This is a genomic window from Thermococcus sp. Bubb.Bath, assembly GCF_012027595.1.
GTDB lineage: Archaea > Methanobacteriota_B > Thermococci > Thermococcales > Thermococcaceae > Thermococcus.
The window spans coordinates 12294-38930 of the sequence record NZ_SNUR01000002.1 but is presented as its reverse complement, the minus strand read 5'-3'; the positions used below and the strand labels follow the sequence as shown (position 1 = coordinate 38930).

The window sequence follows — 26637 nt, the reverse complement described above, 5'->3', positions numbered from 1 at the left end:
GTTAACCCGGGATTTCACGGACCGAAGAAATCGTCCAGGCTGATGCCCTTGCCCTTCTTCTTTTTGGGCTTTTCTTCTGCTTTCTTATTGGACTCCTTCACAGGACCCTTAACATTGGAGGTCTTCTCCCCTTTCGTTTCTCCAGAGTTTCCAGCGGAAGAGCTCTTTTTCTTTGGACCAGCCTTTTTGGTCGCTGAAGCGTCCGATTTTCCCGTATTCCTGTTCCCGTTTTTGCCGTTGAAGTCATCGAGGTAGCCGTTCTTTCCATTGGAGTGACCGGTTCTCTCCTTCACCATCTTCTCGCAGACGTCGGCGGAGAAGCCCATGAGGGTACGCTGTCTCTCCGGAAAGACGTTCTCAAAGAGCGTCTTGATGTCCTTTTCGGTTAAGCAGATCCTCTGCCTCGTGTAGTCCTTGACCTTGTACTTCGATACCAGCATCTTGGCGGTGGACATGTACTTCTCAACGGCGCCCTTGCTGACGGTCAGGACTATCTTGCCCCCGCACTTGGGGCACTTTCCTGTGAGCGGGGGCGTGCGGTACTTGGTGTTGCACTTCACGCACCGGAACTCCTGCCTCGTGAAGCTCCTCAGGTTGCCACGGAGGTCGGGGATAATGTGAGAGTTGAGGATAGTTTCGGCAACGTGGTGCTCGTCCACGGCCCTTATGCGCTCGGCCAGAGCGAGCTGTCTGGCGACCTTCTCCTCCATGTCGCCGAGCTGTTTGTACAGGCTCATCTTCGGCCCCAAGCCGATGTCGTCGGTATCGTGGGTGAACTTTATCCCCTCATACATCTCAGGCTTCCCGAGCCTGTCCTCGACGCGCTCGATGAACTTTATCGATTTCGGTGATTTGAGCTCGTAGGTCGCTTTGTAGAACTCAACGGGATAATAGCGGACAACGTCCATGTTGTGGACCTCGCTGTCAACCTCCCTTGGATCCAAGCGAGTGGTAACGACCAGCGGAGCGTCCATCTTGCCGCCGCGCTTTTCTGGGAGATAGTACTTGCTGAAGTTGAGGAGGGCGTCGAGGAGGAGCATTACGGCGTCTTCATCTCCGTCGCATTGATGTGTTACAATATTTTTATTAATTATAATATTATGATATCTTTTAGCATTTAAAGAGAACACAAAGTCCTCTCTTAGAGTAATGTATTCAATGCGCCCTACAGGAGAAGCTACGAAAGTGTCACCCTCGATGACTGCCATTTGCTCGCCTTCCCTGACTTCAAAGGCCCTCTTTTCAATGAACTCGCCATTTTCATAGACGAGCACTGGATGATCAGGGGTCGTTTCAAAGCCCCTACCCAGCTCAAGCTCGAACTTTATCAGGTGGTCGGTTGATGGAGCCTTTATGACGTCCTCGATGTCTGTAAGGACCACCTTTCCGCTCTCTGTGTTAAAGGAATAGACCTTAACATCCACCTTTGGCTTCTTTCTCACGTAGACCATGTTTTCATACCGCTCGTCCTCAAAGAGGTCATAGAGCTCCCGAAGGGCTATTCTCTGGGGAACGCCGTTGATCTGGACGAGTATTCTCGTATCGCCTGGGAAGCAGTTCCTTCTCTTCGCTGCATGGAAGTACGGGTGGGCGTAGCCAACGAGAACGTCGGAGAAGCCGATTATCCTCCCCACCGTCCCGGCGGAGGTGTGCGGGGCGAGGCCGATTACGAGGTGGCCAACCAAATCCTCCATCTTCTCGGCGTTGTAGAAGCGAGGCAATCCGTAGAACTTCTCAAGGAGGTCGTCTATGAAGCGCGCCACCTTAAGGAGGTACTCACCTGCGGCCTTGGGCAGGATGACGTCCTGGACGCGGAGTTCGAGTATCTGGTCGTCCCGTTCAAGGGGCTTGCCCTCGAAGTCGTGGGTGTATCCAAGCTCCTTGAGCTTCTCAACGCTCGTACCAATCTCCTTTGGCTTGAAGTGGGTTATCGGGGCGTCGGTTGCATCGAAACGGATGGTTCCATCTTTGAAGACGTAGACGTCGTTTTTAACACGGAGGAGGCCCTTCTCCAGCGGTTCTGCCATCTTGTGGCTGGAGGTCATTCCCATGACTCCCTTGAGCCTGTCGATGCCGTAAACCTTCACGTTGTCCATAGCCTGGTGGAGGAGTTCGGAAGGCTTTATAGTCCTCCTCGCGTAGGGGCTAAGCTCGGCATTACACTTAGGGCACTTAAAGCCGAACTCCTTTGCCCGGCTCTCAGGATAATCGGCGTTGCACTTGGGGCAGTGCCAGAGGAGTTCCTTTCTCGCTCCACAGACTGGACAGAGGTGCTCCGGCCCGACGTGGCCGCAGTTCGGGCACTTGAAGAACGCAATCTCCACGCTGGTTACCTTACCCTCTTCAGCGGCCTTCTTGATGTCCCTGCTTGAACCGCCGGCTAGACCTATTGGGAAGAGAACCTGAACAGGGGGCTTCATTTTCCTCTCCTTGGCCTTCTCAGGCCTTCCCATCCTCGCCCCAATCCAGCTTATACCCCTATCGCGGAGCGTTATCCGGTTGTTCTCGTTGATGATATCGATAACGGTGTAGAACGGCTTTGCCTTAAACTCCCACTCAAGGTTGCCGAGCGGAACGAGGAGTGCGGCGCTCCACGGGTAGTCGACCACTATAACCTTTCTCCGATCCTCAGCTCTCCCAAGCCGGTGGGGTAACCCAAGGAGCTCAAGGTAGCGTTTAATCTTTTTATCGTTCTCAAGGACGACCTTCCTCGCGAAGCGGTTCCTTCTGAACTCTCCCCACTCGATTTGAGCGTTGAGTAAGGCCCTCTGGAGTTCCTCAACCTCCTCCGGCCGAAGGGTGTTCCAGTAGAGGGTGTAATATGGATGGAAGGGAATATCAAGAACCTTAGAGAGGTGAATAGTAATCTCGACATTGGGCTTAACCCTCAGCGGGTCTCGAAGGAGGTTCCACAGGAAATCAGGGTCCACCTCCAGATACTCCGCGGCCTCCTCGACGGCCTCGCGGGGGTTCTCGGAGAAGGGCTCAAGCTCAACCTCGTAGAGGTCCCTAACGGCCCCAACCAGCTCCTGAACCCACCATTCCTCAACGTAGTTGGCCGGAAGAAGCGTCTGGTTGTTCTCAACGAAGTCCCCGAAGTTAACGAGGGCATCACCAACGTAGAGGATCTCGTCTATCTCGTTCCGCACTTTCAGGGCAGTCTCGTAGTCGTCCACCTTTATTACGCTCCCGTTCTTGAGCCTAACGATGGGGCCCTCAACGGTCGTAACGGGGGTTGTTATGCAGCCCTTTCCAGGCCTCTCCGTCTTCATCTGCGTTCCAATCGCTATGAACTCGTCCAGAATGAGCATCGTCGCGGGGTTGACGCTCCAGGTGGCGAAGCCGGAGACGCGGGAGCGGCCGTAACGGAGGCGGAAACCGCCGTTGGTGGAGGGCTCTGCAAAGAGGGGCCTTCCCCCGATAATCTCCTTGGTGTACTTCTTGTTCGGGGCGATGTTAGCCCTGAACTTCTCGTAGAGGGAGTAGTAGAAGCCCATCTCGACCCCTTCTTTCTTCTCGGCAACGTTTTCACTGGCCCCCTCGGCGCTGGAATCGCCCTTCTTCTCCTCGCCAGCCGACTTGCCCTTCTCCTTCGCATCCACGAACTCCTTTATCCAGTCCCAGCCGTCTATTCCCATCTTGTCGATGTACTTTATGAGCTTCTTGGCCTTCTGGAGGACGCCCTCAGCCATAACGAGAACGGCACCGCCGCGAATGTGGTTGGTCTCGATGCCGGGGATGTTCCTGTGGGAGACCTCGACCTTATCAGTTTCTTCGCCGGTTATCTCGATCGGGATGTTCCTCATGGCAAGCTTTACCTCGTCCGCTTCTGGATGATACTGAAGGCGGGAGACGGCGCGATGGTAGAGGTCAACCTCCTCGACCATCCTCTCAATGTGCTCCTCGCTCGGTTTGAACCTGTCGAGGCCGAGCTTCTTCCTCACGTAATCGCCAACGAGAACGCTCAAAGCCTGAGCAGTTCCACCGGAGCTCCTTATCGGCCCGGCATAGTAGAGGGCGAGGTACTCAGAGTTATCGGCCCAGGAGTTGCGCTTTATCTTGACGTCGGCTATTCCCTCAAGCGGGGCCGAGACGATACCCTCCGTGAGTATAGCCAAGGCCGTTCTAACCGACTGCTCCGCGTACTTCTCCTTACTTCCTAGGTCACCGAATTTTCCATCGATTATCTCATCTACGATCTTGAGCGAGGCCAGCTCCTTTCCGTACTCCTTCACGAGGGCCCTGATTCTGGGGGCGACGCCCTTGGGGCCGACGAGGCTCTCAACACGGCCGGCCATGTCAGTTGCCTGGGGAACCTCTATCTCAAGGGTGGGGTCCTTACCCTGGGCGCGGGCCTTTCTCGCTATCTCATAGGCCATGTCTATCTCGCGCTGAAGCGATTCGAAGTAAGCCTTCATCTCCGGTGAGTATATCTCCCCGCTCATTCAAACCCCCTCACAGAACTGGTCAAAGCTCACAACCGCCCTGAGGCGAGCGGTTTCAACGTCGATTATCGGAACCCTCGCGGGAGTCGGAACGATGTTCACCATCTTCTGGAACTCCGTCTGGGCCTGCCACGTGCCGCTGTTAATCAGGAAAACGCCGTTGTACATCTTGTACTCCATCACATGGACATGCCCCATCTGAAAGAGGTCGGGGACGGACTCTATTACGAGCAAATCCTCTGGATCGGGAGCTATTGGAACCTTTCCCCCAAAGGTGGGCGCAAGGTGGCGGAGCTTGAGAAGTTCCAGCATGGCCTCGGCAGGGCGGTGGTGGCTCCTGTTTGGAATCTCGTTGACAACGTCCTCGATTCCCCTCCCGTGGGCAATGAGGAAGTCCCTGCCGTGGAGCCGTATCACAGCGGGGTTGCTTATTACCGTGGCGTTCTTGAGCTTGTACAGCGGGCGCGCGTACTCCTCGTAAAAGCCAGGCTGAGGAAGGGCAGTTCTTGCCGCATCGTGGTTTCCAGGCCCGATGAACATGTGGATGTGCCTTGGAACGTTCTTGAGGAGGTTTGCAAAGGCCTCGTACTGGTCGAAGATGTCGGGGATGGCGAGCTCGTCGTACTGGCCGGGGTAGATACCAACCCCATCCACGACGTCGCCGCCGAATATTATGTACTTGATTCTGCTAACCAGCTCCGCCTGGGCCTCATTTTCAACCTCCCCGTTAAGCCAGTCAAGGAACTTGAAGAAAGCCTCCTCGCAGAACTTCCTGGAACCAACGTGGATGTCGCTCAGGAGAATTGCGTAGACCTTCTCCTTGAGGGGAGGTTTGTTCCTCTTGAAGCGTGGGACATCCGGAATGAATATCCTGTCCGCGAACACCATTCCCCTGCCGGAGTAGCGGCCGCGAACCGCGATCACCGCGTTGTGCATCAGGTTCATCACAAGCTTTGAATCCTCACGCTCGCGGTTTATGAAGACCTTAACGCGCCCCGTGGTGTCCTCAAGCTCCAGGACGTAGCCCTTGGCGGTTTCCCTCTTGTCGTTGACCATACCAACTATGGTCACATCCCCCTCCGAGCGGACGTAGCTGAGCTTTCCAATGTCGATTATTCCCCCGATTTCGGGATTTTCACGGAGAATGGAACGCATCTTGCGCAGGCGGGAGCGGAAGAGGGAGCGATAGGAGGAAACCAGAAACTCACCTTCCTTCCCGGCGGCGTTCTTGGCCTTGGGAGGGTTAAACTTAACGTTCTTCACATCAAAAACGACTTCTGCTTCTTCCGGAATCTCCGCGGCCCGGTATCTGAAGCCCTCTTTTGGGGTAATGGTTATGTCGTCGTAGACGCTGTAGGTCTTTCCGTTCTCTTCAGGTACCTCCTCCTCGACGTACGTTATAGGGATGCCGTAGTCACCGTATACCAAGGGCCGAGTGTCACCGTTACCGTTCTCGTATTCGGAGTACCCATTGTACCCGTTCTCATCCACTGGAACAGCCGAAGCAGTCTCGACTACATCATCAGGAGTATCACTGATATCTTCATCAGGAAGCTCCGTTTCCACTGGAAGCTCTTCGGAGGATGCCAAAGAACCCTCAGAAACCTCCATCTCCGAAGAATTTTCAATGAAAACATCTCCAGTGGAAATAAAACTCCCCCCATCAGAAATATGGCTCTCAGAGGATTCTATTTCAGAAGAACCAGGAGATCCTTCCACTGTTTCGGGGGGAGTTCCAGTGGAAATATAACCCGCTTCATCGGGAAGTTGTTTGGGAGGGGATTCCAATTCATTCCCTTCTAAATCGGGAGTAAGGACTTCAGGCCTTTGTTCTTTGGCAGAATCTATCTCCGTATCACCAGATTCCAATTCAAGGGGCTCAGAGGGTTTAGTCTCCGAAGAGGTTCCAGTGGAAATCAAGCCCTTCTCCCTGAGGAATTCCTCTACAATGGAAGCGTCAACCACGAAAGTACCTTTGGACTTAACGAACTTTATTAGCTCGGCGAGGGTAAAGGACTCCCCATAATGCGGTTCAAGAAGGTAGTAAGCGGGGGGCGTTATGAGGTAGTTGTTCTTCAGGAGGTCTTCGACAAGCATCACACCAGCCTCCTCTGGCCAGAGAGGTTTAGGGTGAGGAGGGGCCTGAGCTGGTCATCGGCCCCGAATATCTTCTTCACCTTGTGAGGGGTAACGTTCAGCCTTATTTCCTTTGTCCTGCCGTAGCGGCCCTTGCTGACCACCTTAGCGTTGATGATTCCGAGCATGTCAAGCTCGTTTATCAGGTCGCTGACGCGCCGCTGGGTCAGGGGCTCGATGTCAAGGTAATCACATATTTTCTTATAAACAGAATACACATCGCCCGTGTTGGCCGGGAGCTCCCCGTTCTCATCAAGTAGAACAACGGAATAGAGGAGGATTTTGGAGTGGAGGGGGAGAGTTTTGATGACCTCTTCCATAGTGTCCTGCTCTATCTTATCCTGCGCGAGCCTCACGTGGTGCTCAGTCACCTTACTGGCGCCTTCGCGCTCGGCTATCTCGCCGGCGACGCGGAGGAGATCCAGAGCGCGCCTCGCATCACCGTGCTCCCTCGCCGCCAGAGCCGCACAGAGCGGAACCACCGCATCATCAAGAACCCCCTCGTTGAACGCATCCCTTGCACGCTGCATGAGGATATCTCTGAGCTGGTTGGCGTCGTAAGGTGGAAAGACAACCTCCTCCTCGCTAAGGCTTGAGAGGACGCGCGCATCGAGGTACTCTTTGAACTTGAGGTCGTTGGATATACCGATTATGCTGACCTTGGCCTTCCCCAGCTCGGTGTTTATTCTTGTAAGAGAATAGAGGATATCGTCGCCGCTCTTCTTGATGAGTTTGTCTATCTCGTCGAGGACTATGATGACGAAGCGCTCCCTCGCGTCGATGACCTCCCTAAGGCGGGCGTAAACCTCATCGGTAGGCCAGCCGACCAGGGGAACCTCGACACCGCTCTCTTCTTTGAAGTAATTAACTATATTGGCGAGAACGCGGTACTGGGTGTCAACAATCTCACAGTTGATGTAGATTACCTCAACTGGAACCTGGTACTTCTCGGAGATCCTCTTCAGTTCCTCAGTAACGAACTTTATGGTGACGGTCTTACCGGTTCCGGTCTTTCCATAGACAAAAACGTTGGACGGGGTCTCACCGCGGAGAACGGGAACGAGTATGTGGGCCAGCTCTTCAATCTGTTCCTTTCGGTGGGGAAGTTCCTTGGGGGTGTAGCTGTGGCGCAGAACCTCCTTGTTTTTGAATATCTTCTTGGCGTGAAGGTACCTCTCGAAGATTGAGCCCAGGTAGTCGTTCATGGTCATCACCGATTTCATCTCCAGTGGAAATGAAACTCCCCCCATCCTTATCAGTAATACTCACCGCAATATCTCAAACATATCGAGCTAAATTCACTAAGTATCCTACACATAGTCACGAGATTTGTTGGTTAGCATACCATTATGACGAGGATTTTCCAGAGGAACCACTTGACACAGTGGAAACCAAAGCTGAGTCGCGTCATGGGTTTATAGCTTTTGTTTGTCATAAAATTGTCCAACCTAAGATCATAGAAATCCAAAGTTACCACTGCACCATACTCCCCACAGGACATAAAATCCAGTTCCACAAGAAAACAGGGGGTAATCCTAGAGTATTCCAATGGAAACGGGACGGATCGAATGCATATTAATGTGCGTCATATTTTACATTAATAAACCAAATTTCTGGGGGCAAGGCATTTCCAGTGAAAGCAGAATGAACATAAATGTTCGCTAAAATAGATACATTTATGAACGCACATGTTCATTTTGGCTAAACAATATATTTTACAGAAACAGAGGAGTTAAACAAAAATGACCCCCCTGGGGCCTTTGTTTCCAGTGGAAGCGGCTTTTGGCTACACCCACTTCCCTTCTTGACTTTTGGTGAAAACACTCCCGTTTTATTATCAATGTACTATTTTAATATCTTTCTATGAACAATGTCTAAATAAAAGAGAGTTAACATCATAAAACAAATTCAATGTCTAAAAATCAGGCGGTTTTACTGAACTCATATCTGGTTTACGGAGGTAAAATCCTCTTAAATACCTCTTTACATTATTCTACGCTGTAAAACCCGCCCATTTCCGAATCTGGGTTCCAGTGGAAATGAAACTCTGGGGGGGTCTTTCGATTTTTATCGAAATGAAATGCTTTGAAGTAATATTCCCGAGATAACCCGAGTCTCCAAACTCATCCCCACGGGACTAAGGTGATAGTTATAAAACGTGTTCCTTCTCCTAAAGATTAATCATGGTTTTAATCTTTCCGATTTGCATTTATGGGGCTGTCTGGAATCTTTTTGTCTTTAACGGAAAAGTATTTAACCTCCGAATTTCTCACATTTTTAGAGCGAAAACGGGTGATACGTATGGCCAGGAAGAAATCTTCCGCAGATGAAATTAAAGAGCTTGAGGAGTTTGAGGAGCTTGATATAACCGAAGAGGAGCCTGCCCCGAAGACACGTTCATCCGAGAAAAAAGCCATGACCCTTGAGGACCTTCCAGGAGTGGGACCTGCAACTGCTGAGAAGCTTAGAGATGCTGGCTATGACACAGTGGAGGCTATAGCTGTTGCATCCCCCCTTGAGCTCAAGGAGATAGCGGGTATAAGCGAGGGCGCCGCGCTTAAGATAATTCAGGCCGCAAGGGAAGCGGCAAACATCGGCACCTTCATGCGTGCGGACGAGTACATGAAGAAGAGAACTTCCATAGGAAAGCTTTCCACTGGAAGCAAAAGTCTTGACAAGCTCCTTGGTGGTGGCATAGAGACCCAGGCCATAACGGAAGTATTTGGGGAATTTGGCTCGGGCAAGACTCAGCTCGCCCACACCCTCTCAGTAATGGTTCAGAAACCTCCTGAAGAGGGAGGATTGGGCGGTTCCGTTGTTTGGATCGACACGGAGAACACATTCAGGCCGGAGAGGATAAAACAGATCGCCGAGAACCGTGAGATGGATCCCGAAGAAGTTCTGAAGAACATCTACGTTGCCAGAGCGTTCAACAGCAACCACCAGATGCTCCTGGTTGAGAAGGCGGAGGAGATAATAAAGGAGCGGGTCGAGAGCGACAGGCCCGTTAAGCTCCTCATCGTCGACTCCCTCATGGCCCACTTCAGGAGCGAGTACGTTGGCAGGGGCACCCTGGCGGAGAGGCAGCAGAAGCTTGCCAAACACCTCTCAGACCTCCACCGCCTGGCGGACCTCTACGATATAGCGGTTTTCGTGACAAACCAGGTCCAGGCCAAGCCCGATGCCTTCTTCGGCGATCCAACCAGGCCCATCGGTGGAAACATCCTCGCCCACAGCGCCACTTTTAGGATATACCTGCGCAAGGGACGGCAGGGCAAGCGCGTGGCCCGTTTGATCGACAGCCCCTACCTGCCAGAGGGTGAGGCAATATTCAGAATCACGGAGAAGGGCGTTGAGGACTGAGCAACGTTTTTAACTTTTCTCCTTTACCCCCTTCCATGAGCCTGGATAAAGTTAAAGTGGCCGTTTCACCGTCCCTGGATGAACTCATAAAACTGGTTGATTCAGCCCTTCTTGAGGGCTCCATGCTGACTATCTTCGCACGCTGTAAGGTTCACTACGATGGCCGGGCCAAGAGCGAGCTCGGTTCTGGGGATAGGGTCATAATCGTCAAGTCTGATGGCGCTTTCTTAATCCACCAGAACAAGAAGAGGGAACCGGTCAACTGGCAGCCTCCGGGAAGCAGGGCTCGTCTTGAGCTGAGGGACAAACCGGTCCTAGTTTCGGTCAGACGGAAGCCCCGAGAAACGCTTGAGGTGGAGCTTGAGGAGGTTTACATGGTATCCACTTTTCGGGCGGAGGACTATGAGGAGCTTGCCCTCACCGGAAGCGAGGCGGAGATGGCCGAGATGATCTTCCAGAACCCTGAGATAATCGAGTCCGGCTTCAAGCCCCTCTTCCGTGAGAAACCGATAAAGCACGGCATAGTGGACATCCTGGGCCAGGATAGGAAAGGAAACATCGTTGTTCTTGAACTCAAAAGGAGAAAAGCCGAGCTCCACGCCGTCAGCCAGCTAAAGCGTTACGTTGAGGCCCTCCGCGAGGAGTACGGCGAGGGAGTTAGAGGAATCCTTGTTGCCCCGTCTTTAACATCCGGGGCTGAAAGACTGCTCCGCGATGAGGGCCTTGAGTTCAAGAAGGTTGAGCCCCCCAAGCGCAGGGGAGGAAAGAAGGGGAGACAGGCAACGCTCTTTTAACCCATTGCCATCTCGTGCGTCATCATCCTCCGGACCTTTGCCATCATCAGCGCGTTCCTCTCAGTGACTTCCACGATGCGGCCGAGGCCGAGGAGGTGAAGCTGAACCCTGCAGACCGTTACTTCCCTCTCGTCACTCTCCTCCCACGGAACGCGGGTCTCCATCACTTCCCTCTTTAGTAGTTCAGCTATCAGCCCCTCCGTTCCGCTCCTCACGTCGCTGAATGGCTCGTAAGCCAGGAACACCCATTTACCCTCCTTCTCTGCCCTCTCTACGGCGTAGATGTTCCTGGCGCTCCTGAGCTCCACGGTTCTGTAAGGGCTCTTGAGCAGGTCGTCGAGGACCCTCCTGGCGATTCCAGCTAGCACCACCGCCTCCATGCTCTCACCTCACAGGTAGATGTTCTCATACTGTTTCTGGGCCCTCTGCCTGGCCTGTTCCATCTGCTCGTGCATCCGCCTTAACTGTTCCTCTATCATCCGAGCCTCCTGCAGGAGGGGTTCCGTTGAGACCTCCAGTGGGATTATCCCCTTTATCGCCTCTATGACCCTGGCGGCGGCCTTAGGGTCAGGTCTGTCCCCGAATGTCTCACCCAAGAAGACGTAGGCGTCTAGTCCGGCTTTTCTGGCCTCCCACAGCAGTTGGCCGCTCATACCCATTATCGAGCCGTACTGAAGTATCTTCACCCCGGCGTTTTCCAACTCGCTGTTGAGCTCTTTTCTCGACCCAACACCCCAGACGTCCGGCTCTTCCTTGAACATGCCTATGCCGATTCCCCCGATTGAAATGACCTTCTTTGCCCCGTTTCTCTTGAGATATGCCGCCAGCTCCCTTGCAATCTCCGCCACCAGCGTTGGCGTGACGTAGATGTCCGCTACGGCCACGATGAGGTCGTCCTTCCCGTAGAACCGCAGTGGCGGTGCTGGCTCCCCTTCGAGCACCAGTGCCATCGGTGGTAAAAACGGGCTTTCCACGTGTCCTATGAGCTCCATGTTAAGTTCTTTCGCCAGAAAGTTGCCCGCTATGTGGCCCACGAGCCCTATGCCGGGGTAGCCCTCTATCAGAACGGGTTCACTAACATCAGGGAGCACGAGTTCCACGGGCTTGTTCTCCATCCGCTCACCTCCACCAAAACTTTAGTTTCCAAAGGTTATTAAACTTTCGGAGTTACATTTCCACTGGAGAAGCAACCCTTATATTGCCCAGGCTTCCAATTAACACGGTGATGACCATGCCTAAGATAGGGATAATAGGCGGTTCTGGAGTTTACGGGGTCTTCGAGCCAAAGGAGACGGTTAAGGTGCACACCCCCTACGGAAGGCCATCCGCTCCGGTGGAAATAGGAGAGATAGAGGGCGTTGAAGTGGCTTTCATCCCGCGCCACGGCAAGCACCACGAGTTTCCTCCCCATGAAGTTCCCTACAGAGCGAACATCTGGGCGCTCAAGGAACTCGGCGTCGAGAGGGTTATCGGCGTTACCGCCGTTGGCTCCCTACGTGAAGAGTACAAGCCGGGTGACATCGTCCTAACCGACCAGTTCATCGACTTCACGAAGAAGAGGGATTATACCTTCTACAACGGGCCGCGCGTTGCCCACGTCTCCATGGCCGACCCATTCTGCCCCGAGATGAGGAGGATATTCTACGAGACTGCCAAAGAGCTCGGCTTCCCGGTTCACGAGAAGGGCACCTACGTCTGCATTGAAGGCCCGCGCTTCTCAACCCGCGCCGAGAGCTTCATGTTCAGGCAGTACGCTCATATCATCGGAATGACCCTAGTCCCGGAGATAAACCTCGCGAGAGAACTTGGGATGTGCTACGCCAACATAGCGACAGTCACGGACTACGACGTCTGGGCAGAGAAGCCGGTGGATGCCCAGGAGGTCATCAAGGTTATGGCTGAGAATAATCAGAAGGTGCAGGAGCTCCTTCGGAAGGGCATTCCAAGGATTCCAGAGGAGAGACACTGCGGTTGTGCCGATGTGCTGAAGACGATGTTTGTCTGATCTTGACATTTTTTGTTCTGTCTATTTTTGGCATCATTATGCCCCTGAGATGGTGCGTACTAAACGTTAATGAATGGCTTGTCGAGAGCGGCTACGCCTTCATCTGGGACCACTATAATGAGTTCAATCCTTACTACTGAAACTTCCGGATGCAGGTCTGAACTTATTTTCTGTTTATGTGCTTCATATCATTTACACATTTTTAGACATTGCTTGAGGGCATAATAACACTGTGGAGCGTAAAGTTTAAATGAATTTGTTTTGCCAAATAGCGGTGATGCCTCTGGAGCCTTGCGGCTGCTAGTGGAATGCATTAGGGTCATATAACATTAGTTGAGCCTTCTACGTATTATACGCCTTTTTTTGTAATTAATTAGCATGGGCAGAAAATTGTCTCCACTCACTTTTTGGCCAAGTTTAATGTTACTTTTAGTGAGTCCCCTTCCTGTTCCAATTTGATCCAGAACCTGTTGAACCCCTTCAGGTCACGTTTGATGTTTTTATCATCCGTAAGTGCTGCGAACAGGTACTCCACAAATTGTTTGTGGAACAATGGGTTGTAAAAGTCCGCGTAGTGTGGGAAAGTCATCTTCCAAGTTGTTCCTCCGGAGTATCCTGAGGGCAAATAACTTCTCTCGTCGAGGTCAGCAATGTTGCTGTCGGAAATTAAATTGGGATACCCCTCTTCAATGGTCTTCTTTAAATCTGTGGATATTCTACTTAAATCTTCAGAGCTGAACGCGTGGTCGTTTCTCTTAAAGTCCTCAGCCGAGAGGATTCCAACTTTCTTGACTGTCGCTCCGTTTTTATCTTTGCTTATCTCGTAGATGGTGGCGTTTGAAATGAACAGTCTCTCTCCGAGGGTTTCTTGCCGATAGACAGACCAGTCTGTGTAGTACGTCCCCAGGTCCATCACTGGGGGGTTCTGATCTAGGATAAAGTACTCTCCGTTGAGCTTTATCGCCACGGCAGTGTGTCCTATCCGGGAGTTCTCAAACTCAATGCTGAACACGTAAATGGGGGAGTAGTTCATTTCAAGCAAGAGAGCGGCGGTTAAAATAGCATAATCCTTGCAGACTCCCGCACCCCGCTGAATGGTTTCGTAGGGGGTCTGGATTTCAACGCCTGGCGTTGCATCGATTCTGGTGATTTTTCCATTGGAAGTCCAGATAATCGGATCCGGTAGGGATGCTTTGGAATAGTTGTACTCTATGTTTTTGTGGAGCCACTCCAGAATATTCCAGGCGCTTTCCTGCAGACTCTTTCCCTTTTGCTGGCTGGCAAGATTGGTGACCTTTGAGAGTTTTTCTTCCGTCAGGGCGCATTTAAGGGCGTCTTCAAAAATATACCGCCAGTAGCCATCTGAACAGTGGGATTCGGAGGTTATTGATGATGCCTGAGTTGAAGTATACGTTGAAGTGCTCGTGGGGAGAGTTTGGGAGAGGACATTAGTTTTGCCCATTGTTTGGGTGTTGGTATAGCCTAGCATGTTGGTATTAGTTCCTCGCGAAGAATCGCTTGAATTTCTGAGGAGAGGTATCCCAATACTGTCGAAACTTCCTTGGGAGTACAAATAACCGATCAGAATTAGTATCAGGACTGCGATTCCGATGAGTGCATACCTTTTGCCGTGTTTTCTTCTCCCATGTTTTCCATCCAGGGTGTACGCCTTTGAGTAAACATTCTCGGGTATGATGACCCACCGTTTTCCATCTCTGATCTCGAATCTAATTGAGGACGACCGTGGAAGCACTTTTCTGATTTTTGTGGTCTCTATGCGGATCTCTCTGGGAGTCACGTAAACACTGCCCCGGTCTTTAAATCTGTTTTTGACGTTTATGATCACATTGTCGTATCGAGTGTAGTCTTTGGGCTTCCATGTTCCATAACTCGCTGAAACTTTAGGTCCCCTCTGAGGGCTACTTCCGAAGGATACGCTAACTGGCTCCACTTCGTAAGTGCTTCTTCTTCCACTCCCTCCTTGGATTTTTCTGGCACCATATGATCTTTTCCTTTTATTCTCATACTCTTCCCAGAATTTCCGCGTATATGGATAACACGGATGGCCATCTTTACGGTGCCATTCTTCTTCCAGAAACGCCCTCAACTCCGGGTGTTTCCTCCAGAGTTCTTGATATCTGTCGAATGTTAACACTAGGGCAGTTTAACGTGCTTTTCACAAAACCACTCACCACAGTATGGGCACTGGTAGAGCTTCTTCTCGCTTCTATCGCCGTCGTAAACAGCACATCTTGGGCAGACGCCAAAGTCTTTAATGGTATTCTTGGGGGAGTCATCGCCGCCATTTATCACAACATCCGCTGTTTTTACTCCCTTGGGATGGTTTCTGTCGTCAGATTCCTTCGGGACCTTTTTGGGCTGTTCTGTTTTTCCATTCTCAAAAGTGAAATCCGAGAACACCTTAACTTTTCCGGTTAGATACTCTTCGATCTTCTGTCCGAGTAGTATCATGTCAGCCTCGACTTTCTTGGCCGTTTCCCTGTCAGTGTGGTGTAGGCGGCGGTATACGTAGTTTATCGTTTCTATATAATCGTACAAGATGTCCTCTGAAACCTCCGTCAGGTTTTTTCCCGAGTACTTGTACCATAGCTCATCTCTCCAGTCCGCCAAGAACTTAGCCATTAGCTCTGGTGTAGAATACCCGGTAACATCGAGTGTTCCATCTCTGTAATATACAACAGAGCCGTTGTGTAATGTAGCGATTATGGAGTTTAGAATTGGGTTGATAGTGCGGGTGATGAGATAATGGAGATCCCCGAAAAATTGAGAGTTATCTTCCATTGATTCCCACCTCGGTTATTTCTGGTTTGTTATGTGATGTATATAAATTTTGGGAAAATTAGAACAATTTTGTTATGAGTTACAACGTAATCAAAAAAAGTGTTAATGTAAACGAGGTATTGACATTGAAGGGACACCTATAGGGGGATGTTAACTTTAACTGAACCCGAAGTATTCCCAACACCTTTTTAACTCTCTTTTCCGTTTCCTTCTCTAAAAATGAAGGGATGGTGATGACTATGAGCATTCTCATAAAGAACGGGCACGTTATCTACGGCGAGAACCTCGACGTTGTTTGCGCGGACGTCCTCATCGAAGGCAACAGGATAGTTAAGGTCGAGAAGAGCATAAATGAGACCGCTGATACCGTCATAGACGCCACTGGGAGGGTAGTTTCTCCGGGTTTCATCAATCTGCACACACACTCCCCGATGGGCCTCCTCCGGGGCCTCGCCGACGACCTGCCGCTGATGGACTGGCTCCAGAACCACATCTGGCCTAGGGAGGCAAAGCTCACCCCGGAGTACGTCAAAGTCGGGGCCTACCTCGGTACCCTTGAGATGATAAAGAGCGGGACGACGGCCTTCCTGGACATGTACTTTCACATGGACAAGGTGGCCGAGGCAGTCCTCGAGGCTGGATTGAGGGGCTACCTCTCCTACGGCATGATAGACCTCGGCGACCCCGACAAGACGGAGAAGGAGGTAAAGGATGCCCTCCGTGAGATGGAGGCGATAGAAAAGCTTAACTCCGACAGGGTTCACTTCGCCTTCGGGCCCCACGCGCCCTACACCTGCTCGATAGCCCTCCTGAAAGAGGTTAGAAAGTTAGCCAGCGAGCACAACAAGCTGATAACTATCCACGTGAGCGAGACGATGGCGGAGATAGGCCAGATAACCGAGCGCTACGGGAAGAGCCCGGTCGTCCTCTTAGATGACATCGGCTTTCTTGGAAACGACGTCATAATAGCCCACGGTGTCTGGCTGGACAGTAGGGACATCCAGATTCTGGCCAGGCACGGCGTTACCGTCGCTCACAACCCGGGGAGCAACATGAAACTCGCGAGCGGAGTCATGCCCATAGGAAAGCTCCTTAATGCAGGCGTTAACATCGGCCTCGGTACCGACGGAAGCGCGAGCAACAACAACCTTGATATGCTGGAGGAGATGAAGCTCGCTGCTCTACTCCACAAAGTTCACAACCTCGACCCTGTTATAGCGGACGCCAGGACCGTCTTCAAGATGGCCACGCAGAATGGTGCCAAAGCGCTCAGACTCAACGCGGGCGTCATTAAGGAGGGCTACCTAGCGGATATCGCGGTGATCAACTTCAACAGGCCGCATCTCAGGCCCATCAACGATGTGATAAGCCATCTGGTATACTCGGCCAACGGGAACGATGTGGAAACGACGATAGTGGACGGAAAAATCTTGATGCTCGACGGGGAAGTGCTGACCCTCAACGAGGAGAAAGTTATGAGGGAAGCTGAGGATGTTGTGGAGAAAATAAGGTGATTAGCCCCCGAAGTACTCCTCAACGAGCTCCTTTGCTGAGGGCTTATAAAGCTCTAGAACCTCTATCTCTTCTATCACGTTTCCTTCCCTGAGCTTGAGCTTGACCTTCCCTCCGTAGACCTGAAGGTCGTCCAGCATGCCGTATATCGCGTCCTCCGCCTCGAGGGGGGTCTTGAACTTCATTACGTACTCTTCCCCGTCCGGCAGAAACAGCTTTATCCAGTACTCGTTCTTCCTTTTAAACGGGCGGGTGATCTTGGGTTTGAAGTTATCGATGATGGTTTCCAACAGCTTCACCTCCGCGCCTAATGACTTTCAGTCCCTCGAATGTTTTTTTGCATTGAATTTTTAAGGATTCCCCTGAAAGTCTTTAATGCCATGTGTTTTCAGGGATACAAAGGGATATGAAGTTAAAGCCCACAAGTATGGGAAAATTGGTCTAAAAAGATTACCTCCTTCTACTGAATGGAAGTTCTAAACCGAGCCTCTTGCTCTCCTCGATGATCTTTTCCAGGGGTACTACTGCGCTCCTTGCACCTACTTTTTGGACCGTCAGATAAGCGAGGAGCATCCCCAGCTTTGCCGAATTTTCAAGGGACCAGCCGTTCAAGACTCCGTAGATTACCCCAGCGGCGAAGGAATCCCCTGCACCCGTTGAGTCCACCACTTCCGCACTCAGCCCCCTTATTTCCTCAGTATTTCCATTTTCGTCCCTTATGAGGGCCCCACCACCGTTCAGGGTTACTACAAGGTTTCTCGCAGTTGAGAGGCTTAAATCGAGCGAGCCGTACTTTCTCCTGTACTCGTCCTCGTTCATCATGAGGTAGTCTATCCGCGCCTCCACGTCCTTTGGGAGCTCGGCCTCTCCGATGTCCACTGAGACTATTACCCCCTTCTCCTTGGCTATCGAAACTGCTTCCCTTATTGTCTCCGTCGGGTTGGAGGAGAGGTGTATAAGCCTGGCCCTGCCCATGTAGTCCCTATCAAGAACCTTGAACCTGTTGGCACCTGGATACTTCACTATCCTCTTGTCCTCGCCGTGAATTATTGCAACGGCCACCCCAGAGGGTTCATCGACGACCCTTATGCCTGATGTGTCGACCCTTATCCTTTCAAAATATTTTACGTGAGCCTCCCCTATCTCGTCTCTCCCCACTGCCCCTATAAAGCCGGTTTTGAGCCCCATGTGGGCGAGCCAGGTGATAGTGTTTCCTGCGGCTCCACCTAGTCCGAAGACTGCCTTTTGAGCGTTTACCTTCTCGTGGAATTCTGGGAAGTGATCAACTAGCATTATTATATCGTAGTTGAGGTTTCCAATCCCTATGACGTCCAGTCTCATGTTCTCTCACCTCTCAGTGTTGGGGACGCTCGTTTATCTATTTTGCGATTTTCAAATGAGTCTTAGTTTTTTCCAAACATACTTCATGTGGTCCTTGGGCACCACAAATTATTTAAGGCTATTAGGTTAGCCAAAGTGGGTGAAGCTATTTTCAATGTCACGGGGGGCCGATCATGGAAGAGGTCATCAAGCGCATTGTCGATGCCGAAAAGGAGGCAGAGGCGCGTATTGAGAAAGCCAAGGAAGAGGCAAAGGTTATAGTTGAAGAGGCCAAATCCTCTGCCAAGGCCATTGAGGAAAGCATTCTTGAGGATGCCCGTAAGAGGGCTGAGGAGATCATTGGGAAGGCCAGAGCAGAGGGCGAGGCCGAGGCAAAGGTCATCCTCGAGAACGGTGAGAAGGAAATCGAGGACATGAAGGTTAAGGCCACTCAGAACTTTGAAAACGCCGTTTCGGTTGCTTTAGAGCTCGTGAGAGGGAGCTGACTATGTTCAAGCCTACTCCGATGCTTAAAGTCGAGGTAGTGAGCCTTGAGCGCTACAGGGACAGACTGCTGACTTATCTTCACGAGGCTGGGGTAGTCGAGGTAAGGGAGACGGACGTCAAGGACGTTCAGAGGGACGCTCCCAACGAGTTCTACCGCAAAACAGCCTCGTATAGCATAACCATCTCCAGAATGGCCGACTTTCTGCGCTCCCACCTGCCACAGAAGAAGGGGGGCATAATGGACTTCATATCCCCTCCGGAGCCCAAGAAGCGCGAGTACCGCTACGAGGGAATCGAGAAGCTTATCAACGACACCGAGGGGTTCCTTTCAGAGGTTGAGCCCCTCATCAGGGACGTTGAGGGTAGGATAAACTCGATAAATACTGAGATGGAGAAAATCAAGGCAGACATAAAAACCCTTGAGACTTTCTCTGACGTTAAGCTTGACGTTTCTTACCTCCGTCACGAGGGCCTCACGCAGGTCGTGGTTGGCACGGTCGAAAAAGCTCGCTTTGCAACTTTAAAGGAAGAGCTTGAGAAAGCGGTCGATGGGAGGATAGTCATCTCCAGCAGGGAGCGCGGAGATGGTGTTCTCCTCATACTGGCGTTCCTTTCAAAGGACTACGACAAGATAAACCCCATCCTCGCCAAGTACTCATTTGAGAAACTCGAAGTTCCGCCTGGGGAGGGTACCCCAGCCGAGGCAGTGAGGGACTACAAGGCAAGGCTTGGGAAGAAGGAGAGGGAGCTTGAGGAAGCCGGGAAAGACGCCGCCAGACTTGCGGAGAGATACTACGATGACGTGCTCTTTTATCTTGAGCTCATGGAGAACGAGAGAAACAAGGCCAACGCCCTCGGACTGCTCGCCAGGACCAACATGACTTTTGGTCTTACAGGGTGGGTTCCGAAGGATAATGCCGAGAAGATCAAAGAGGGCGTACTCCAGGTAACTGAGGGAAAGACTTACATCAACTTCAGGGAGCCATCCGAAGAAGAGCTCGACGAGATACCCATAAAGCTCAACAATCCAAGATGGGCCAGACCCTTTGAAATGCTGACGGAGATGTACGGCGTTCCAAAGTACAACGAGATAGACCCGACGCCGATAATAGCTTTCACGTACTCGTTCTTCTTTGGGTTCATGCTCACGGATTTCTTCTACGGTCTCATAGTGGGAATAATCGCGGCCTTACTCGTCAAGGGACATAAGAAGTTCGACGACGGTACCTACAAGTTCTCCTACACGCTCCTCTGGAGCTCGTTCTTCACAATGGGTATGGGTGCGCTCTTCGGCAGCTACTTCGGCAACGCCCTGGACGTCGTTGGTGCATACCTAACCGGGAACCCGAACTTCGCAATGTGGCGCATAACAGATACCCTCAGGGATCCAATGTTCGTCCTCATACTGGCACTTGCCATAGGCCTAGCCCACCTCTTCGTTGGGTACACTCTTGGCTTCATAGTCAAGTGGAAGAACGGTGATAAGAAGGGGGCACTCTTCGACCAGCTATCGTGGATGCTCGTAATCATAGCAATAACCCTGTTCGCAGTTGGGGGCAACGTTCCGGCTTTCAAGAGCTCGGCGGAGGCGCTGTTCGGCGTTGGTTTGGTGCTCTTCGCCATTGGGGAGGTAGTCAACAATGGCGGTCTTGCCGCACTCCTGATAATCTCGGACTTCTTCGGCTTCGTGGGAACCTGGCTCAGCTACGCAAGGCTTATGGCCCTTGCACTGGCAACCAGTGGAATAGCGATGGTAGTTAACGTCCTGGTTCAGATGATATGGGGAATCAAGTTCCTTTATATAGGTCCTATAGTTGGTGTTATTTTGTTCTTTGGCGGCCAGCTGTTTTCAACGGCCATAAACGCTCTTGGAGCGTTCGTTCACTCTCTCCGTCTTCAGTACGTTGAGTTCTTCGGCACCTTCTACTCCGGTGAGGGCAGGCCCTTCGAGCCCTTCAGGGCTAGGAGGGAAGTGTCGGAGGTTAAGGTTGAAGCTAAGTCTGAAAACGTATGAAAACATGAAAAATGGAGGTGTATGGAGAATGGATCCGATAGTTTACGTATCCCTTGGAGCGGCACTGGCCGCCGGTCTCGCAGGAGCGGCCTCGGCTTTCGGCGTTGGTGTAGCGGGTGCAGCGGCTGCAGGAGCGGTTGCAGAGGATGAGAAGAACTTCAAGAACGCCCTGATACTTGAGGGTCTCCCAATGACCCAGAGTATCTACGGCCTGATTACGCTGTTCCTCATCCTGCTCAGCGCTGGTATCATAGGCGGTGGCTTCAGGTTCACAGCCAATACACCAGACAATCTCGTCAAGAGCGCCATCCTCTTTGGTGCAGGCCTTACCGTTGGCCTTACTGGCTTCTCGGCAATCCCCCAGGGTATAATCGCTGGAGCCAGCATTGGTGCCGTTGCCAAGAACCCGAAGACCTTCACCCAGGGTATCATCTTCGCCGCTATGGCTGAGACAATGGCCATCTTTGGTCTCGTCGGTGCGCTCATCATGATAGCCACTGGAGTTGGCCTCGGCGGCTGAGCTCCCCACTTTTTACTTTACAGCCAAGGAGGATTGATAATGACGGGTGCAGAGGAGATCATCCAGGAGATATACAGGGAGGCCGAGCAGAAGGTTCAGTACATACTCAACGAGGCCAAGGAGGAAGCCGAGAAGATCAAGGACGAGGCTAGGAAGAGGGCCGAGTCCCAGGCCGACTGGATACTCCGAAAGGCCTCAACCCAGGCGGAGATAGAGAAGCAGAGGGTAATAGCCAACGCCCGGCTTGAGGTTAGGAAGAAGAAGCTCGAAGTCCAGGAGAGCCTTATAAAGGAGGTTCTCCAGGAACTGAGGGCCAGACTCTCAAGCCTTCCCGATGAGGACTACTTCGAAATCCTTGTGTCCCTCACCAAGGAGGCAGTGGAAGAGCTTGGCATGGATAAAGTAGTCGTCAGTTCTAACGAGAGGACTCTGAATCTTATCGGTTCACGGCTCGATGAGTTCTCCGATAAGGTGGGGGCGAAGGTTTCCATTGGAGAAACCATAGACACCATCGGTGGCGTTGTTGTGGGAGACCCTGATGGCACGGTTCGCGTTGACAACACGTTCGAGGCAAGGATTGGGAGAATGGAGAACGAGCTCAGGGCAGGGATAGCCAGAGCTCTCTTCGGGTGAGGCCAATGGGGATAACGGCAATAGAGGGAATCTTGGACACAACGCTCGGCCTGGTCTTCACCTGGCTCGGCTGGAAGACCTACAAGATACTATGGAAGTACACCCCCTACGCCTACCCGAACGCCCGACTTAACGCCATGGAGGCAAAGCTCCTCGGTGAACAGCGCTTCAACGAGCTGGCGGAGAGCAGGACCCTTCAGAACTTCATTGTTAACCTTGAGGACACCGACTACAAGACCCACCTCGCGTCCGTCCAGGCGGACGACCCCGTTGAGATAGAGAGGGCCTTTGAGAGGGCCCTGGCTTCGACCTACACTCTGCTCGAAGACATTCTCCCGGACAGGGTGGGAGGTTTCTTCAGGCTCATGCTGAAAGGATGGGACGTCAGGAACGTCGCCAACGTCGTCAAGGCCAAGATGCGCGGTGAGACCGCCGTTGACTACATCATGGACATAGGGACGATGGTTCCAAAGGTAAAGGCCATTGCAGACGCCAAGAGCCCCGAGGAGATACTGGTTATACTTGAGGGGACTCCCTACGAGGAGCCCTACCAACGCCTTCTCCTCGGCGAAATAAGCCTCAGCGAGTTTGAGACCGCCGTTTACAGGAACTATTACTCGGAGCTCCTTGAGTATGCCCAGTCCAGGAAGGACGAGGAGAAGGAGGTTCTCACTGAGTTTGTTAGGCTCCTGATAGACATGAGGAACATAGTGACCGTCCTCAGGGCCAAGAAGGCAGGGCTTCCTGCGGAAGAAGCTAGAAAGAACATCATTCCCGGTGGCAGCATAAAGCTCGACGCCATGCTCAACGTCGACGATATGGGAATGGCCCTAGCTGAGCTTGACTCCACCAAGTACGGGAGGATCATCAGGGACGTCAGGGACAAGATAGAGAGCGACCTGAGCGTTCTTGAGAGTGTCCTCCGGAAGCACGCCATCGACAGGATGAAGGAGCTCACAAGATTCTACCCACTCAGCGTTGCGACACCCTTAGCATACGTCCTGGAGAAGGAGCGCGAGGTTCAGAAGCTCAAGGCCCTAACGAAGATGATAGCGGATGGCGTTGAGCCCGAGAGGATCAAAGTCACACTCGGAGGGGAGGAGTTGGCATGAAGATAGCGGTCGTGGGTGATCCGGACACGGCCCTCGGCTTCAAACTCGCCGGGGCCCATGAGGTTTATTCCTTCAGGGCCACGCCCCTGGAGTATGAGAGGGCGAAGAACAAGCTCAGGGAGCTTATAGAGCGCGAGGATATAGGGATAATCCTGATAACGGAGGGGCTCGCCCAGAAGGTCGAGATTCCGGAGGTAAAGTTTCCGATCATCCTTCAGGTGCCGGACAAGTCCGGTTCGAAGTTTGGAGAGGCCCAGCTTAGGGAGATAGTCAGAAGGGCCATTGGTGTTGAGCTTAAGAGGTGAGGTAAGATGGGAAAGATAATCCGTGTTACGGGACCCCTCGTCGTTGCAGACGAGATGAAAGGTTCCAAGATGTACGAGGTCGTCCGTGTCGGAGAAATGGGACTCATAGGGGAAATCATTCGCCTTGAAGGGGACAGGGCAGTCATCCAGGTCTACGAGGAAACCGCGGGTATAAAGCCCGGAGAACCTGTCGTTGGAACGGGTGCATCGCTCAGCGTTGAGCTCGGTCCGGGGTTGCTAACGGCCATGTACGACGGTATTCAGAGGCCGCTCGAAACCCTCCGGAGCCTCAGCGGTGACTTCATAGCCAGGGGTCTTACGGCCCCGGCCCTTCCAAGGGACAAGAAGTGGCACTTCACTCCAAAGGTCAAGGTTGGCGACAAGGTCGTCGGTGGAGACATCCTGGGTGTCGTCCCAGAGACCAGCATCATTGAGCACAAGATCCTCGTTCCACCCTGGGTTGAGGGGGAGGTCATCGAGATCGCCGAGGAAGGGGATTACCCCATCGAGGAGGCCATAGCCAAGGTCAAGAAGCCGGACGGGAGTGTTGAAGAGCTTAAAATGTACCACCGCTGGCCCGTCCGTCTCAAGAGGCCCTACAAGCAGAAGCTCCCGCCGGAGGTCCCGCTCCTGACCGGTCAGAGAACTATAGACACCTTCTTCAGTCAGGCCAAGGGTGGAACCGCGGCCATTCCTGGGCCGTTCGGTTCGGGTAAGACCGTTACCCAGCACCAGCTCGCAAAGTGGAGCGACGCGCAGGTGGTCGTTTACATCGGTTGCGGTGAGCGCGGTAACGAGATGACCGATGTCCTTGAGGAGTTCCCGAAGCTCAAGGATCCGAAGACCGGAAAGCCGCTCATGGAGAGAACCGTTTTGATAGCCAACACCTCGAACATGCCCGTCGCTGCCCGTGAGGCCTCAATATACACCGGAATCACCATCGCCGAGTACTTCAGGGACATGGGCTACGACGTGGCCCTAATGGCTGACTCCACTTCGAGGTGGGCCGAGGCCCTCCGTGAGATCTCGGGCCGTCTTGAGGAGATGCCCGGTGAGGAAGGCTACCCGGCCTACCTCGCAAGCAAGATAGCCGAGTTCTACGAGCGTGCCGGCCGTGTTATTGCCCTCGGGGGCGAGGAGAGGGTCGGTAGTGTCTCGGTCATCGGTGCTGTTTCACCGCCCGGTGGTGACTTCAGCGAGCCGGTCGTCCAGAACACCCTCCGTGTCGTTAAGGTCTTCTGGGCACTGGATGCGGATCTTGCCAGGAGGAGGCACTTCCCGGCCATTAACTGGTTGAGGAGCTACTCGCTCTACGTTGACTCAATCCAGGACTGGTGGCACAAGAACGTTGACCCAGAGTGGAGGGAGATGCGCGACCAGGCAATGGCCCTCCTCCAGAAGGAGGCCGAGCTCCAGGAGATAGTCAGGATCGTCGGTCCGGACGCCCTCCCGGACAAGGAGAAGGCGGTGCTCATCGTCACCAGGATGCTTCGTGAGGACTACCTCCAGCAGGACGCGTTCGACGAGGTCGATACCTACTGCCCGCCGAAGAAGCAGGTTACCATGATGCGCGTTATACTCAACTTCTACAGCAGAACCATGGACGCGGTAGAGAGGGGAATACCAGTTGAGGAGATAGCGAAGCTCCCCGTGAGGGAGAAGATAGGCCGTATGAAGTTTGAGCCCGAACTTGAGAAGGTTAGGGCCCTCATCGACGAGACGAACCAGCAGTTTGATGAGCTCATCAAGAAGTATGGAGCGTGATTATCATGCCAGGAATGGAGTACTCAACCGTTAGCAAGATTTACGGGCCGCTCATGATCGTCCAGGGCGTTAAGGGAGTTGCCTACGGTGAGGTCGTTGAGATAGAAACCGGAAGCGGAGAGAAGAGGAAGGGGCAGGTTCTTGAGGCTAGGGAGGACATGGCTATCGTCCAGGTCTTTGAGGGCACCCGTGACTTGGACGTCAAGAGCACGAGCGTTCGCTTCACCGGCGAGACCCTCAAGGTCCCGGTTTCAATGGACATGCTCGGGAGGGTCTTCAACGGTATAGGTAAGCCGATCGATGGGGGCCCTGAGATCATCCCCGAGGACAGGAGAGACGTCCACGGTGCGCCGCTCAACCCTGTCGCCCGTGCTTATCCAAGGGACTTCATCCAGACGGGTGTCTCTGCAATAGACGGCATGAACACCCTTGTTAGGGGCCAGAAGCTCCCGATATTCAGCGGTTCTGGATTACCGCACAACATGCTCGCGGCCCAGATTGCAAGGCAGGCGAAGGTCCTCGGTGAGGAGGAGCAGTTCGCTGTCGTCTTCGCCGCTATGGGTATCACCTACGAAGAGGCCAACTTCTTCAAGAATAGCTTCGAGGAGACTGGTGCAATAGAGAGGGCCGTTCTGTTCCTCAATCTTGCCGACGACCCAGCCATCGAGCGTATCATTACCCCGCGTATGGCCCTCACAGTTGCGGAGTACCTCGCCTTCGACTACGACATGCAGGTTCTTGTCATCCTCACGGATATGACAAACTACTGTGAGGCTTTGAGGGAAATTTCAGCAGCAAGAGAAGAGGTTCCAGGAAGGCGCGGTTATCCAGGTTACCTCTACACTGATCTGGCTACAATTTACGAGCGTGCTGGTAGGGTTAGGGGCAGGAATGGTTCCATCACGCAGATGCCCATCCTCACGATGCCGGATGACGATATCACCCACCCGATTCCAGACCTTACCGGTTACATCACCGAGGGGCAGATAGTCCTCAGCAGGGAGCTCCACAGGAAGGGTATCTACCCGCCCATCGACGTTCTCCCGTCCCTTAGCCGTCTGATGAAGGACGGTATCGGTAAGGGCAGGACGAGGGACGACCACCCGCAGGTCAGCCAGCAGCTCTATGCCGCCTACGCAGAAGGAAGGTCGCTCAGGGACCTCGTCGCCGTTGTCGGTGAGGAGGCTTTGAGTGAGACTGACAGGAAGTACCTCAAGTTCGCCGACAGGTTCGAGAGGGAGTTCGTCGCCCAGAGGTATGACGAGGACAGGAGCATCGAAGAGACCCTCGACCTTGGCTGGGAGCTTCTCGCTGAGCTTCCGGAGAGCGAGCTCAAGCGTGTCAGGAAGGAGTACATCCTCAAGTACCACCCGAAGTATAGGAAGAGGGGCGGGTGAAGCTCCCC

Annotated in this window: 21 protein-coding genes; 12 read left to right on the top strand and 9 right to left on the bottom strand. The window is 52.8% G+C overall.

Features of this window, described 5'->3' with window-relative positions; genetic code table 11:
* Positions 1 to 14: 14 nt before the first annotated feature.
* The 3 genes from E3E29_RS05285 to E3E29_RS05275 are packed head-to-tail and all read right to left on the bottom strand — an operon-like array spanning position 15 to position 7786.
* The gene (locus E3E29_RS05285) at positions 15 to 4445 is read right to left on the bottom strand and encodes a DNA-directed DNA polymerase II large subunit (protein WP_167909971.1); all 4431 of its coding nucleotides are present in this window, start codon (positions 4443 to 4445) and stop codon (positions 15 to 17) included.
* Positions 4446 to 6542 (bottom strand): DNA-directed DNA polymerase II small subunit, encoded by a 2097-nt coding sequence (locus E3E29_RS05280; protein WP_167910267.1) that lies wholly within the window; start codon positions 6540 to 6542, stop codon positions 4446 to 4448.
* Positions 6542 to 7786, bottom strand: coding sequence for an ORC1-type DNA replication protein (locus tag E3E29_RS05275; protein ID WP_167910266.1), 1245 nt, complete (start codon positions 7784 to 7786; stop codon positions 6542 to 6544). Before E3E29_RS05275 ends, E3E29_RS05280 begins: the two co-directional genes overlap by 1 nt.
* A 1096-nt stretch (positions 7787 to 8882) precedes the next feature.
* Between E3E29_RS05275 and radA the strand changes: the two genes are divergently transcribed.
* Both radA and nucS read left to right on the top strand, forming a co-directional pair.
* Positions 8883 to 9944: a DNA repair and recombination protein RadA gene (gene radA, locus E3E29_RS05270; RefSeq protein WP_167909970.1), complete on the top strand. Its 1062-nt coding sequence runs from the start codon at positions 8883 to 8885 to the stop codon at positions 9942 to 9944.
* Between the two features lie 35 nt (positions 9945 to 9979).
* Entirely contained in the window at positions 9980 to 10738 is a 759-nt protein-coding gene (nucS, locus tag E3E29_RS05265) for an endonuclease NucS (RefSeq protein WP_167909969.1), read from the top strand.
* On the opposite strand, the gene E3E29_RS05260 is transcribed toward nucS, so the two are convergent.
* Positions 10735 to 11118: a DUF473 domain-containing protein gene (locus tag E3E29_RS05260; protein ID WP_167909968.1), complete on the bottom strand. Its 384-nt coding sequence runs from the start codon at positions 11116 to 11118 to the stop codon at positions 10735 to 10737. The two genes, nucS and E3E29_RS05260, sit on opposite strands and share 4 nt — an antisense overlap.
* Positions 11119 to 11127: 9 nt before the next feature.
* On the bottom strand, positions 11128 to 11853 hold the full coding sequence (locus tag E3E29_RS05255; RefSeq protein ID WP_167909967.1) for a proteasome assembly chaperone family protein: 726 nt from the start codon (positions 11851 to 11853) through the stop codon (positions 11128 to 11130).
* A gap of 116 nt (positions 11854 to 11969) precedes the next feature.
* On the opposite strand from E3E29_RS05255, the gene E3E29_RS05250 reads away from it, so the two are divergent.
* Positions 11970 to 12743, top strand: a complete 774-nt coding sequence (locus E3E29_RS05250; RefSeq protein WP_167910265.1) for an S-methyl-5'-thioadenosine phosphorylase — start codon at positions 11970 to 11972, stop codon at positions 12741 to 12743.
* Positions 12744 to 13143: 400 nt separating this feature from the next.
* Here E3E29_RS05250 and E3E29_RS12040 read toward each other — a convergent pair whose 3' ends face one another.
* Positions 13144 to 14898 (bottom strand): transglutaminase-like domain-containing protein, encoded by a 1755-nt coding sequence (locus E3E29_RS12040; RefSeq protein WP_167909966.1) that lies wholly within the window; start codon positions 14896 to 14898, stop codon positions 13144 to 13146.
* Positions 14898 to 15545 (bottom strand): hypothetical protein, encoded by a 648-nt coding sequence (locus tag E3E29_RS05235; RefSeq protein ID WP_167909965.1) that lies wholly within the window; start codon positions 15543 to 15545, stop codon positions 14898 to 14900. Before E3E29_RS05235 ends, E3E29_RS12040 begins: the two co-directional genes overlap by 1 nt.
* Before the next feature lie 239 nt (positions 15546 to 15784).
* On the opposite strand from E3E29_RS05235, the gene E3E29_RS05230 reads away from it, so the two are divergent.
* Positions 15785 to 17059 carry an amidohydrolase family protein gene (locus tag E3E29_RS05230; RefSeq protein WP_167909964.1) on the top strand — a complete coding sequence of 425 codons (1275 nt, stop codon included), beginning with the start codon at positions 15785 to 15787 and terminating at the stop codon, positions 17057 to 17059.
* Here the strand turns inward: E3E29_RS05230 and E3E29_RS05225 are convergent, their stop codons facing one another.
* Positions 17060 to 17347 (bottom strand): hypothetical protein, encoded by a 288-nt coding sequence (locus E3E29_RS05225; RefSeq protein WP_167910264.1) that lies wholly within the window; start codon positions 17345 to 17347, stop codon positions 17060 to 17062.
* A gap of 160 nt (positions 17348 to 17507) precedes the next feature.
* Positions 17508 to 18398: an ADP-dependent ribose-1-phosphate kinase gene (locus E3E29_RS05220; protein WP_167909963.1), complete on the bottom strand. Its 891-nt coding sequence runs from the start codon at positions 18396 to 18398 to the stop codon at positions 17508 to 17510.
* Between the two features lie 173 nt (positions 18399 to 18571).
* Here E3E29_RS05220 and E3E29_RS05215 point away from each other — a divergent pair, with 173 nt between their 5' ends.
* Genes E3E29_RS05215 through E3E29_RS05180 form a run of 8 tightly spaced genes read left to right on the top strand, consistent with a single transcriptional unit; the run spans position 18572 to position 26629 of the window.
* Positions 18572 to 18883, top strand: a complete 312-nt coding sequence (locus E3E29_RS05215) for a V-type ATP synthase subunit H (RefSeq protein ID WP_167909962.1) — start codon at positions 18572 to 18574, stop codon at positions 18881 to 18883.
* Between the two features lie 2 nt (positions 18884 to 18885).
* Positions 18886 to 20898 carry a V-type ATP synthase subunit I gene (locus tag E3E29_RS05210; protein ID WP_167909961.1) on the top strand — a complete coding sequence of 671 codons (2013 nt, stop codon included), beginning with the start codon at positions 18886 to 18888 and terminating at the stop codon, positions 20896 to 20898.
* Positions 20899 to 20926: 28 nt separating this feature from the next.
* The gene (locus E3E29_RS05205; RefSeq protein ID WP_167909960.1) at positions 20927 to 21418 is read left to right on the top strand and encodes a V-type ATP synthase subunit K; all 492 of its coding nucleotides are present in this window, start codon (positions 20927 to 20929) and stop codon (positions 21416 to 21418) included.
* A 39-nt stretch (positions 21419 to 21457) separates the two neighbouring features.
* Positions 21458 to 22051 (top strand): V-type ATP synthase subunit E, encoded by a 594-nt coding sequence (locus E3E29_RS05200; RefSeq protein WP_167909959.1) that lies wholly within the window; start codon positions 21458 to 21460, stop codon positions 22049 to 22051.
* A gap of 5 nt (positions 22052 to 22056) precedes the next feature.
* Positions 22057 to 23163 carry a V-type ATP synthase subunit C gene (locus E3E29_RS05195; RefSeq protein ID WP_167909958.1) on the top strand — a complete coding sequence of 369 codons (1107 nt, stop codon included), beginning with the start codon at positions 22057 to 22059 and terminating at the stop codon, positions 23161 to 23163.
* Positions 23160 to 23468: a V-type ATP synthase subunit F gene (locus E3E29_RS05190; RefSeq protein WP_167909957.1), complete on the top strand. Its 309-nt coding sequence runs from the start codon at positions 23160 to 23162 to the stop codon at positions 23466 to 23468. Before E3E29_RS05195 ends, E3E29_RS05190 begins: the two co-directional genes overlap by 4 nt.
* A gap of 6 nt (positions 23469 to 23474) precedes the next feature.
* A complete protein-coding gene (locus E3E29_RS05185) occupies positions 23475 to 25232 on the top strand; it encodes an ATP synthase subunit A (protein ID WP_167909956.1) in 1758 nt (585 codons plus the stop codon).
* Positions 25233 to 25237: 5 nt separating this feature from the next.
* Complete coding sequence (locus tag E3E29_RS05180) at positions 25238 to 26629, top strand: ATP synthase subunit B (protein WP_167910263.1); 1392 nt, start codon at positions 25238 to 25240, stop codon at positions 26627 to 26629.
* Positions 26630 to 26637 lie beyond the last annotated feature (8 nt).

Bases quoted from the DNA above. Each gene is read 5' to 3' on its own strand.
- E3E29_RS05285 (WP_167909971.1), bottom strand. From the start codon at position 4,445: ATGAGCGGGGAGATATACTCACCGGAGATGAAGGCTTACTTCGAATCG.
- E3E29_RS05280 (WP_167910267.1), bottom strand. From the start codon at position 6,542: ATGCTTGTCGAAGACCTCCTGAAGAACAACTACCTCATAACGCCCCCC.
- E3E29_RS05275 (WP_167910266.1), bottom strand. From the start codon at position 7,786: ATGAACGACTACCTGGGCTCAATCTTCGAGAGGTACCTTCACGCCAAG.
- radA (WP_167909970.1), top strand. From the start codon at position 8,883: ATGGCCAGGAAGAAATCTTCCGCAGATGAAATTAAAGAGCTTGAGGAG.
- nucS (WP_167909969.1), top strand. From the start codon at position 9,980: ATGAGCCTGGATAAAGTTAAAGTGGCCGTTTCACCGTCCCTGGATGAA.
- E3E29_RS05260 (WP_167909968.1), bottom strand. From the start codon at position 11,118: ATGGAGGCGGTGGTGCTAGCTGGAATCGCCAGGAGGGTCCTCGACGAC.
- E3E29_RS05255 (WP_167909967.1), bottom strand. From the start codon at position 11,853: ATGGAGAACAAGCCCGTGGAACTCGTGCTCCCTGATGTTAGTGAACCC.
- E3E29_RS05250 (WP_167910265.1), top strand. From the start codon at position 11,970: ATGCCTAAGATAGGGATAATAGGCGGTTCTGGAGTTTACGGGGTCTTC.
- E3E29_RS05235 (WP_167909965.1), bottom strand. From the start codon at position 15,545: ATGGAAGATAACTCTCAATTTTTCGGGGATCTCCATTATCTCATCACC.
- E3E29_RS05230 (WP_167909964.1), top strand. From the start codon at position 15,785: ATGAGCATTCTCATAAAGAACGGGCACGTTATCTACGGCGAGAACCTC.
- E3E29_RS05220 (WP_167909963.1), bottom strand. From the start codon at position 18,398: ATGAGACTGGACGTCATAGGGATTGGAAACCTCAACTACGATATAATA.
- E3E29_RS05215 (WP_167909962.1), top strand. From the start codon at position 18,572: ATGGAAGAGGTCATCAAGCGCATTGTCGATGCCGAAAAGGAGGCAGAG.
- E3E29_RS05210 (WP_167909961.1), top strand. From the start codon at position 18,886: ATGTTCAAGCCTACTCCGATGCTTAAAGTCGAGGTAGTGAGCCTTGAG.
- E3E29_RS05205 (WP_167909960.1), top strand. From the start codon at position 20,927: ATGGATCCGATAGTTTACGTATCCCTTGGAGCGGCACTGGCCGCCGGT.
- E3E29_RS05200 (WP_167909959.1), top strand. From the start codon at position 21,458: ATGACGGGTGCAGAGGAGATCATCCAGGAGATATACAGGGAGGCCGAG.
- E3E29_RS05195 (WP_167909958.1), top strand. From the start codon at position 22,057: ATGGGGATAACGGCAATAGAGGGAATCTTGGACACAACGCTCGGCCTG.
- E3E29_RS05190 (WP_167909957.1), top strand. From the start codon at position 23,160: ATGAAGATAGCGGTCGTGGGTGATCCGGACACGGCCCTCGGCTTCAAA.
- E3E29_RS05185 (WP_167909956.1), top strand. From the start codon at position 23,475: ATGGGAAAGATAATCCGTGTTACGGGACCCCTCGTCGTTGCAGACGAG.
- E3E29_RS05180 (WP_167910263.1), top strand. From the start codon at position 25,238: ATGCCAGGAATGGAGTACTCAACCGTTAGCAAGATTTACGGGCCGCTC.